This window comes from Ruegeria sp. CRTD044, from assembly GCF_059613485.1.
The window spans coordinates 370,041-379,034 of record NZ_JBXWSP010000003.1 but is presented as its reverse complement, the minus strand read 5'-3'; the positions used below and the strand labels follow the sequence as shown (position 1 = coordinate 379,034).

Genomic DNA, 8,994 nt, shown 5'->3' with positions numbered 1-8,994 from the left:
GCGGGATGGAGCAGCCCGGTAGCTCGTCAGGCTCATAACCTGAAGGTCGCAGGTTCAAATCCTGCTCCCGCAACCAAACTCAAAAAACTAAACTACAGCCCGAAAACCTAAACGGCCAACGGGAATGAAGTAAGATATGCGCGTAGTCAACGCGCGAAAAGTGCAGCGCGCCGCCGAAGAAATCTTAGAATTTTTCGAAACCCTCGTCAGCTCCGCGGCTCTTGGCACACCCGTCACAGTAACCAAAATATCGGTGTCTGCCCTCGGAACGGGACAGTCCGATCACAAGCCGATGGGTGAAAGTAGACCCTGATGATCTGTCGCTATCGGCAGCCGATCCGCCCGATAGGCCGATTGCTAGGACCGGGACTCAGCTGGTGCCTTCCGTGTGGGCCAGCATTTCCTTGCCGACCCGCCGATAGTTCACGAAGGAATTGGCGCTCATGACGACAAAGAAGCTGTCCATATCAATCATGACATAGCCCATTTCCAGAAGTTCGCGTGTCAGAGCCGTGATGTCCTCCTGGTACAGCCTTCTCCGGCCACACAGTTCACGCAGCAGCTTCTGCGGGATGCGATACCGGCCCGAGGCCTTTCCTCCGAATTCCCGGGTATAGAGCCCGGCCAGGGTTTCTGCGGCATTCGTGAAGTCAGACATTCTATATCTCACATATTTTTGTCTATAGACAAAAAATTATCACCTATATAAAGGAACGACAACCCAATTGAATGGCTAAGGCATGGACGGAAACGTAGACATTCCCTCAACCGACGAAGAGCTTTCGGTTCGGATCAAGGAAGCGGTCGAGCAGTCCAATGCGTCCGAGCTTGAGGCGCTTCTGGAACCGCTGACCAGCAGCGAAGCCCTGCGCGAAGTTCTTCAGCTGACACCGGCTGAGCGCGATACCGTTCTGGAGATCGTGCCCGTTGGGCTTGCCGCGGAACTGGTCGAAGAAGCGCCTAACGAGATGGCGGTCGAGCTTGTGGAACGCCTCAAGCCCGAGCGTGCTGCCGAGATCATCGAACAGCTGGATTCGGACATTCAGGCCGACGTTATCGGCGAGTTGGATACGCCGGATGCCGAGGCTATCCTGTCCGAAATGGACGCCGAAGAGGCTGCGGATGTCCGCCTGCTCAGCACGTTCGAGGATGATACCGCCGGCGGTCTGATGATGACCGAGGTGTTCAAGTTCCGCGACACGCAGACCGTTGGCAATGTCCTGCGCGAACTTGCTTCGGACGACGAGGATTTTGAAAGGTACCGCGGGCAGCACCCCTATATTGTCGATTCCGAGGGGCGCGCGGTGGGCGTGGTATCGCTGCGCAGCCTGCTGACCGCCAAGCGCAGCGAAAAGTTGACAAGCATCATGGTTCCACCACTGACCGTGACCGTGGATACCCCGTTGGAACAGCTGGAAGACGTGTTCAACGATCATCCTTTCCTGGGGGTGCCGGTGGTTTATGCCGACGGAGTCCTGGCGGGTGTCGTGTCCCGCACGGCGGTGGCAGAAGCCACTCTGGAACGCTCGGAAAGTGAAAGCCTCAAACGTCAGGGTGTGGTTGGCGACGAGTTGCGCTCGATGCCTTTGTCGGTGCGGTCCCGTCGCCGGCTGGCCTGGCTTGCGGCCAACATCGTACTCAACATCATCGCGGCCAGCGTGATCTCGGCCTACGAAGAAACACTGGCCGCCGTGATTGCGCTGGCCATCTTCCTGCCGATGGTATCTGACATGAGCGGCTGTTCCGGCAACCAGGCCGTTGGCGTCACCATGCGCGAACTGAGCCTTGGATTGGTGCGGCCGCAAGATGCCGTGCGGGTCTGGATCAAGGAAATTTCGGTCGGGGTCATCAACGGGATCGCGCTAGGTATTCTGATCGGGCTGGTCGCGTGGTTCTGGAAAGGCAATCCGGCCCTGGGTTTGGTGATTGGTACTGCGCTGGCACTCAACACGATGCTGGCGGTATCCATCGGCGGCGTTGTTCCTCTGCTGCTGAAGCGGATCGGACAGGACCCGGCCGCCGCAAGTGGCCCGCTGTTGACCACGATTACGGACATGGCCGGTTTCTTCTTCGTGCTGAGCCTTGCAACCCTTATGATGCCCTGGCTGGTGTGATCATGGCAAACGTATCGGACAAGGGTCAGCCGCAGATGCCGAAAGTCATTGGTTGGATGGAATACATCGACCTTCCCGACCTGCCATTGAAAGACATCAAGGCCAAGATCGACACCGGCGCCCGCACGTCAGCGCTGCATGCAACCGACATTCGGCGGTTTCAGCGGGACGGACATCACTGGGTGTCCTTCCTGACGGAGGTGCCGGGCGGAGAAGGCATGATCCGTATCGAGGCTCCGATCAAGGAACGGCGCAACATCAAGAACACCAGCGGAATTCCTGAAAACAGGATCGTCATCCGAACCACCATCCGGTTGGGCGACGAAACCTGGCCGCTGGACCTGTCTCTGACCGATCGCACGAACATGACCTTTCAGATGATCGTAGGCCGCGCGGCGCTGAAGAACCACGCAATCGCCGTTCACACCAAGCGCGCGCATCTTTTGCGCGGCAAACCAAAACACCAGGACAAAGGGGATTTGTCATGAAGATTGCCATGCTGGCGCGCAATGCCAACCTGTACACGCACCGCCGCCTCAAGGAAGCGGCCGAGGAGCGTGGGCATCAGCTCGACATCATCGACACCCTGCGGTGCTACATGAACATCGCAACCCGTCGCCCCGAGATCTACTACAACGGCGAAAAGCTGACGGGGTATGACGCGGTGATTCCGCGGATCGGTGCCTCGGTCACCTTCTACGGAACCGCAGTGCTGCGTCAGTTCGAAATGATGGGTGTCTACCCGTTGAACGAAAGCGTCGCCATCGGTCGGTCGCGCGACAAGCTGCGGTCGATGCAGTTGCTGGCCCGCGACGGTGTCGGCCTGCCTGTCACAACCTTTGCCCACGACCCCAAACAGACCGACGAGGTGCTGAGACTGGCCGGTGGCGCGCCCATCGTCATCAAGCTGCTGGAAGGGACGCAAGGCATCGGTGTGGTTCTGGCCGATACGGACCGGTCCGCCAAATCGGTTGTCGAGGCGTTCCGCGGCGCGGGTGTGAACATCCTGCTGCAGGAGTTCATCAAGGAAGCCGGCGGAACCGACATCCGGGCCATCGTGGTGGGCGGCAAGGTTGTCGCTGCGATGAAACGCACCGGTGCCGAGGGCGATTTCCGTTCGAACCTGCACCGTGGCGGTTCGGCCAAGGTGGTCAAGCTGACACCGGAAGAGCGTGCAACGGCCGTTCGCGCGGCCAAGTCGATGGGCCTGAATGCCTGCGGCGTCGACATGCTGCGCGCCAACCACGGCGCTGTGGTGATGGAGGTCAATTCCTCGCCGGGTCTGGAGGGCGTGGAAAAAGCCACGGGTCTGGATATTGCCGGAAAGATGATCGAGTTCCTGGAAAAGAACGCAAAAGCCGGAGCCACCAAGACCAAGGGCAAAGGGTAACGGCATGGCAAAGCGGCAGCCATTCACGATTGGCCACGCCACGGTGGCGCCGGGATCGCGGCTTACCGTGGATCTGCCGGTCAGCGTTCTGTCGGACCATACCCCAGTGACCATGTCCGCGCATGTGGTGCATGGTCGACAGGACGGGCCCACCGTCTTTGTCAGCGGTGGGGTGCATGGTGATGAGGTGATCGGCGTCGAGATCATTCGCCGTCTGTTGCGTGCGCCCAACCTGGCGACATTGAAAGGCACGCTGATCGCGGTGCCGATCGTGAATGCGTTCGGCTTCATCAACCATTCCCGCTATCTGCCCGACCGTCGCGACCTGAACCGGGTGTTTCCCGGCAGCGAGAACGGGTCGCTGGCCTCGCGGCTGGCGCATCTGTTCATGACCGAAATCGTCGCCCGCTCGGATCTGGGGATCGATCTGCATTCGGCGGCGATACATCGCACGAACTATCCGCAGATCCGGATCTCGCCCCACAACCCTCGGACCAAGGAACTGGCCAGCGTTTTCGGAGCACCGATCGTCATCCAATCGCCCCTGCGCGACGGATCATTGCGTGGCGCGGCGAAGGCGCAGGGTAAAGATATCCTGTTGTACGAAGCGGGCGAGGGTCTTCGCCTGGATGAACTGTCGATCCGCGCGGGCCTTGCGGGCATTCTGCGGGTACTGAGGCACATGGGGATGGTTCCCGCCAAGCGGATCTCCAAGCCCAAAGCGGCACCGCAGTTCTGTTCGTCCAGCAAGTGGTTGCGCGCCCCGATGGGCGGAATCCTCCGGATCTATAAAGCGGACGGTGAATTGGTTCGCAAAGGTGATCTGTTGGGTGCCGTATCGGACCCGTTCGGCGAAGCCAGCGAGGACATCATCGCTCCGTTCGACGGCTTGATCGTCGGGCGTGCGGTCATGCCTGTGGTGAATGAGGGCGATGCCGTTTTTCACCTGGGGCGGGTCGGGTCCGTGGAAAAGGCCGAAGACTCGATGGAAGACATCAACGCGCAGCTGGAAGATGATCCCATGTTCGACGAGGACGAGATCATCTGAACGGTCCGACACGGATAGGAGACTGGCAATCCAGACACTTGGGGCGGCCTTGGTCGCCCCTCTATTATCCCAGGCGTTTCTTGAACCTGAGCGTCGCAGCCAGCATCCCAAGGACGGCAAACCCGATCATCCACAGGATGTCACCGCGCAGAGCGTAAAGCGTTGCATCCCGCAGAACCACGCCGCGGATCATGTCCATGAAATGGGTGGCCGGCAGCACTTGGGCGATCACCTGAACCGGCTTGGGCATCCCGTCGAACGGGAACATGAATCCCGACATCAGGATCGAGGGCAGCAGAACGAAAATCGTCATCTGCATGGACTGCAGCTGGTTCTGGGCCAGTGTCGAGATCACTAGGCCAAGCGACAGGCTGGCGATGATGAACAGAAGCGTTACCACCAGCAGCGGGATCATCCCTCCGTTTATGGGGACGTCGAACAGGAAATGTCCCAGCCCGAGGATAATCGCGACCTGCAGCAAGCCCAAGAAGATGTAGGGAATGATCTTGCCGATCATCAGTTCGATGGATTTGACCGGGGTGTTGATCAGCATCTCCATGTTCCCCCGCTCGCGCTCTCGGACAATGGCGGCCGAGGTGAACAGGATCATGGTCATGGTCAGGATGACACCCACAAGCCCGGGCACGATGTTCACCGCCGATCGTTGCTCGGGATTGAAATACAGCGTGACCTCGAAGGTCGGGACCTGACGGTTTGGCGGCTGTCGCAGCAATTCGGTCAGTGGCATGCTGCGCAGGGATTTGATGGCGCTGGCCACCATGGTGTCCGACCCGTCCACGATCCAATGAGCCAAGGGGCGGCTGGATGTCTGGTTGGTGGCGTTGGGCAGGCCCAATCCGATGGACGGGCTTCGGGCAAGCCGGTCATCGACGTCGGGCGGAATGATGAACGCGGCACGCACGGTGGACTCGGTGATCGCCTGTTCGGCTTCTTCCGGGGTCGAGAAGACCTCGGTGATGGTCACGACCTGCGTGGCTTGAACGATCTGAGCCAAGGTCCGGGACAGCGACGAATCGGCCTGATCCACGATCCCGACCGGTATATGGCGGATGTTGGTGTTGATTGCGTATCCGAACAACAGCAGCTGGATCAGCGGGATCATGACGACCATGGCAAAGGTCATCCGGTCGCGCCGCAGTTGCAGCAGCTCTTTCTTGAGAACGGCGGTGATGCGGCGGAGCGGTTTCATTGGGCGGGCCCCTTCGTCGCGCTGACGAACACGTCTTCCAGATTGGGGCGCTGCACCGACATCGTCACGTTGGAAAAGTCCGAAAGGCGCGACGTGATCATCGCCATCGGTTCGGTTTCCGACTTGTCCACCAGAACGCGCAATCGGGCACCCACCTGCGCCGTCGACAGCACCTTGGGCGTGTCGTCCAGAAGGTGTTTGACCTGCCGCAGACCCTCGCCTTCGACCTCGATCACGGTGGCGTTCAGGTCTTCCATCAGTTGCCGGGGCGATCCATCCGCCTTTTTCACCCCATGCTCGAGAATGGCCAGCTTGTGACACCGTTCCGCCTCGTCCATGAAATGCGTGGACACGATCATCGTCGCGCCCTGATCGACCAAGTCGAACAGCTGTTCCCAGAAAGACCGGCGGGTTTCGGGGTCGACGGCCGATGTCGGCTCGTCCAGAAACAACAGCTTGGGGCCGTGCAGCACCGTGGCCGCCAGCGCCAGTTTCTGCCGCTGCCCGCCGCTCATGCTGCCGCTCAGTTGATTGGCGTTTTCGGTCAGGTCGTAGGTTGTCAGCAGTTCGTCGATCCGGTCGGCAGATTTGCGGCGCGGCATCCCATAGATCTCGGCGGCAAAGCGCAGGTTCTCAAGCACCGTCATGTCGCGGTAATACGAAAAGATCTGGGTCATGTATCCGATTTCATTCTTCAGCGGTTCGGCGTATTGCGGCATCGGCCGGCCCAGCACCGAGACGGATCCGCTGCTGGGCGTCAGCAGTCCGGTCAGCATTCGCATCGTCGTTGTCTTGCCGCAGCCGTTCGGGCCCAGAAACCCATAGATCTGACCCTGGCGTATCTCCAGGTCCAGGTTGCTGACGGCTGTCTTCTCTTTGAACCGGCGCGTCAGACCCTGGGTCGAGACCACCAGATCGCTCATGGCATCTTCACCTGAACGGGAACGCCCGCGGGCAGATCTCGGGCGGTTTCCGGCAGGTCGATTTCTGCCAGATAGACCAACCGCGTCCGATCATCCGTGTTCAACCCGTAGTAGGGGGTGAAGGACGGGTCGTCGCTGACCCATCGCACGGTGCCCGTCAGAGGTTGGTCCAGCCCATCGATCCGAACCTCGAGAGAGTCTCCGGGCGCGATGTCCACCCGGCTGGGTTCGGGGACATAGACGCGGGCGTAAGGGGCCGCGCCGGACACCAGCACCGCGACCGGGCTGCCCTGGGCGACCCGTTCCCCCAGGTTCCAGGGTAGGGAATCCAGGATGCCGTCCCGTGTCGCAACAACCGTTAGGTCATCAAGAACGGTCTGCTCGGCGGCAACCGCCGCTTCAGCCGCGCGCACATTGGCCCGGGCCACCGACAGATCTTCGGGGCGGGTTCCGTTTTCCAGTTCTTTCAGGGACTCCCGAGCGCTTTCCAGTGCCGCCCGAGCGGAATCGCGTGCGGCAATATCCTGGTCCAGGCGCGCCTGGCTGACGACCGAGTTGACGACCAACTGGGAATTTCTCTGATACACGGCCTCTGCGTCCAGCAGACGCGCCTCGGCGCCGGCGACGTTGGCGCGCGCGATCGCAATCTCTTCCACGCGCGGGCCGACTTCCAGTTTCAGCAGCGTGGCCTGCGATTTTTCCAGTTCCGCCTGCGCGAGGTTCAGCTTCGCGGTCTGCAGATCCGTGTCGAACCTGACCAGCACGTCGCCGACCTTGACCGGAGACCCTTCTGCAACAGGCAGTTCCACGATGATCTCATTGGCCGTCGCCGTCAGCGCCACCCGGTCCCGCGCCAGAACTCCCAGCGCGGTGCCGGTGTTCTGGCCCGAACATCGGTCCAGCAACGCAGCAGGGAAAATGGCCATGACCAGCAGCGGAATCGGCAGGGACAAATTCATCAAATCATCGTCTCCTTGGTCGGGGCGGTTTGGTATCGGTGTCAATTTCTGCCCCGGCTCAAAGGTTTAACAGACGACGGAGAAATCACAAAAGCCGAACCGAATGGGCCAATACCAAGCCATCCAAGGACGCCCAGGCAGCAAATTCAAAGGATTGGCCCCGCCCACGAACGGCTGAGTGCCGTCCTGACCGCGTTGCAGTGTTGGGCCAGAACACGGGCGCGCACAGGCCGCAAATAATCCTTGCAACCGGTTGCAAAAAAGAACATGCTCCCGCCAGAAATATACCCAGAGGTCACAATGCTCAGAATCGGATTGCTTGGAGCAGGGCGCATCGGAACCGTCCACGCGCAAGCCATTTCGGACCACCCGGACAGCACGCTTGTTGCGGTTTCGGACGCAATGGCAGACGCCGCTGCACGTCTGGCGCAAGCTCATGGTGCTGTGGCGCGCACGTCGGAGGACATCATCGCCGACCCGGATATCGACGCGGTGCTGATCGCCACGCCGACGGATACGCATTCGGACCTAATCGAGGCGGCGACGGCCGCGCGCAAGGCCGTTCTGTGCGAAAAGCCGGTCGATCTGGACCTGAACCGCGCCCTGGCCTGCCAGCAAGCCGTGGCAGGTACCGGTCAACCGGTCATGATCGGGTTCAACCGGCGTTTCGATCCGGGCTTCGGCGCATTGAAATCCGCCGTTCAGTCTGGCGAGATCGGAAGCCCGGAATTGCTGTCGATCACCTCGTTTGATCCGGCCCCGCCGCCGATTTCCTATGTCAAAGTCTCGGGCGGATTATTTCGGGACATGACGATACATGATTTCGACCTCGCCAATTTCATCATGGGTGACGTACCAGTCACTGTTTCGGCCGTTGGCACATCGACCGTGGACCCGGCCATCGCCGAGGCGGGGGATGTGGACACAGCCGTCGTCACCATGACCTACAAGGATGGTCGGATCGCCGTCATCAAGAATTCTCGCCGGGCCGTATACGGCTATGACCAACGGGTCGAGGTGTTGGGGTCCGGCGGGCTGCTGCAGGCGCGCAACGTGCTCGAGAACAACCTGGTGAAATCCACGTCCGATGGCGTGATCAGTGCTAAGCCGACCTACTTCTTCCTCGAACGCTACATGCCTGCCTATCGGGCGGAATGGGATGCGTTCGTGACTGCGGTCAAGACCGGATCCGCTGTGCCGGTGACGCTGGAAGACGGCGTCGCAGCGCTGGCCCTGGCCGAAGCTGCGACCCGGTCGGCCCGGACGGGTATTCCGGTAAAGCTGGAGGAAATTTTGAAACCGGTTGCAAAATGACGTGAAGTATTGAAACTGAAACGGCCCCGATGCGTA

9 protein-coding genes are annotated in these 8,994 nt (G+C 60.4%); 5 read left to right on the top strand and 4 right to left on the bottom strand.

All coding sequences use genetic code 11. From position 1 onward, the window contains the following. Positions 1 to 370 precede the first annotated feature (370 nt). Complete coding sequence (locus AC2FNL_RS02910; protein WP_170589195.1) at positions 371 to 658, bottom strand: hypothetical protein; 288 nt, start codon at positions 656 to 658, stop codon at positions 371 to 373. A gap of 82 nt (positions 659 to 740) precedes the next feature. On the opposite strand from AC2FNL_RS02910, the gene mgtE reads away from it, so the two are divergent. From mgtE to AC2FNL_RS02890, 4 genes are read left to right on the top strand one after another with little or no spacing between them, the layout of a single operon-like run. After that, a complete protein-coding gene (gene mgtE / locus AC2FNL_RS02905; RefSeq protein ID WP_170589198.1) occupies positions 741 to 2,114 on the top strand; it encodes a magnesium transporter in 1,374 nt (457 codons plus the stop codon). A 2-nt stretch (positions 2,115 to 2,116) separates the two neighbouring features. Then, a complete protein-coding gene (locus AC2FNL_RS02900) occupies positions 2,117 to 2,602 on the top strand; it encodes an ATP-dependent zinc protease family protein (RefSeq protein WP_170391681.1) in 486 nt (161 codons plus the stop codon). Further along, on the top strand, positions 2,599 to 3,504 hold the full coding sequence (gene rimK / locus AC2FNL_RS02895; protein ID WP_093963715.1) for a 30S ribosomal protein S6--L-glutamate ligase: 906 nt from the start codon (positions 2,599 to 2,601) through the stop codon (positions 3,502 to 3,504). Before AC2FNL_RS02900 ends, rimK begins: the two co-directional genes overlap by 4 nt. A 4-nt stretch (positions 3,505 to 3,508) precedes the next feature. Then, complete coding sequence (locus AC2FNL_RS02890) at positions 3,509 to 4,552, top strand: succinylglutamate desuccinylase/aspartoacylase family protein (RefSeq protein WP_093963714.1); 1,044 nt, start codon at positions 3,509 to 3,511, stop codon at positions 4,550 to 4,552. Positions 4,553 to 4,616: 64 nt separating this feature from the next. Here the strand turns inward: AC2FNL_RS02890 and AC2FNL_RS02885 are convergent, their stop codons facing one another. The 3 genes from AC2FNL_RS02885 to AC2FNL_RS02875 are packed head-to-tail and all read right to left on the bottom strand — an operon-like array spanning position 4,617 to position 7,644. Beyond that, positions 4,617 to 5,762: an ABC transporter permease gene (locus AC2FNL_RS02885; protein ID WP_496832255.1), complete on the bottom strand. Its 1,146-nt coding sequence runs from the start codon at positions 5,760 to 5,762 to the stop codon at positions 4,617 to 4,619. Beyond that, positions 5,759 to 6,685 (bottom strand): ABC transporter ATP-binding protein, encoded by a 927-nt coding sequence (locus tag AC2FNL_RS02880; RefSeq protein WP_093963712.1) that lies wholly within the window; start codon positions 6,683 to 6,685, stop codon positions 5,759 to 5,761. The genes AC2FNL_RS02885 and AC2FNL_RS02880 overlap by 4 nt, the downstream gene beginning before the upstream one ends. Next, positions 6,682 to 7,644, bottom strand: coding sequence for an HlyD family secretion protein (locus tag AC2FNL_RS02875; protein ID WP_496832253.1), 963 nt, complete (start codon positions 7,642 to 7,644; stop codon positions 6,682 to 6,684). The genes AC2FNL_RS02880 and AC2FNL_RS02875 overlap by 4 nt, the downstream gene beginning before the upstream one ends. 300 nt (positions 7,645 to 7,944) lie before the next feature. On the opposite strand from AC2FNL_RS02875, the gene iolG reads away from it, so the two are divergent. Then, positions 7,945 to 8,958, top strand: a complete 1,014-nt coding sequence (gene iolG / locus AC2FNL_RS02870; protein ID WP_496832251.1) for an inositol 2-dehydrogenase — start codon at positions 7,945 to 7,947, stop codon at positions 8,956 to 8,958. The last annotated feature ends 36 nt before the right edge of the window (positions 8,959 to 8,994 follow it).

What these genes read in the sequence shown, in the direction of transcription:
- AC2FNL_RS02910 (WP_170589195.1), bottom strand. Translation starts at nt 658, where the DNA reads ATGTCTGACTTCACGAATGCCGCAGAAACCCTGGCCGGGCTCTATACC.
- mgtE (WP_170589198.1), top strand. Translation starts at nt 741, where the DNA reads ATGGACGGAAACGTAGACATTCCCTCAACCGACGAAGAGCTTTCGGTT.
- AC2FNL_RS02900 (WP_170391681.1), top strand. Translation starts at nt 2,117, where the DNA reads ATGGCAAACGTATCGGACAAGGGTCAGCCGCAGATGCCGAAAGTCATT.
- rimK (WP_093963715.1), top strand. Translation starts at nt 2,599, where the DNA reads ATGAAGATTGCCATGCTGGCGCGCAATGCCAACCTGTACACGCACCGC.
- AC2FNL_RS02890 (WP_093963714.1), top strand. Translation starts at nt 3,509, where the DNA reads ATGGCAAAGCGGCAGCCATTCACGATTGGCCACGCCACGGTGGCGCCG.
- AC2FNL_RS02885 (WP_496832255.1), bottom strand. Translation starts at nt 5,762, where the DNA reads ATGAAACCGCTCCGCCGCATCACCGCCGTTCTCAAGAAAGAGCTGCTG.
- AC2FNL_RS02880 (WP_093963712.1), bottom strand. Translation starts at nt 6,685, where the DNA reads ATGAGCGATCTGGTGGTCTCGACCCAGGGTCTGACGCGCCGGTTCAAA.
- AC2FNL_RS02875 (WP_496832253.1), bottom strand. Translation starts at nt 7,644, where the DNA reads ATGAATTTGTCCCTGCCGATTCCGCTGCTGGTCATGGCCATTTTCCCT.
- iolG (WP_496832251.1), top strand. Translation starts at nt 7,945, where the DNA reads ATGCTCAGAATCGGATTGCTTGGAGCAGGGCGCATCGGAACCGTCCAC.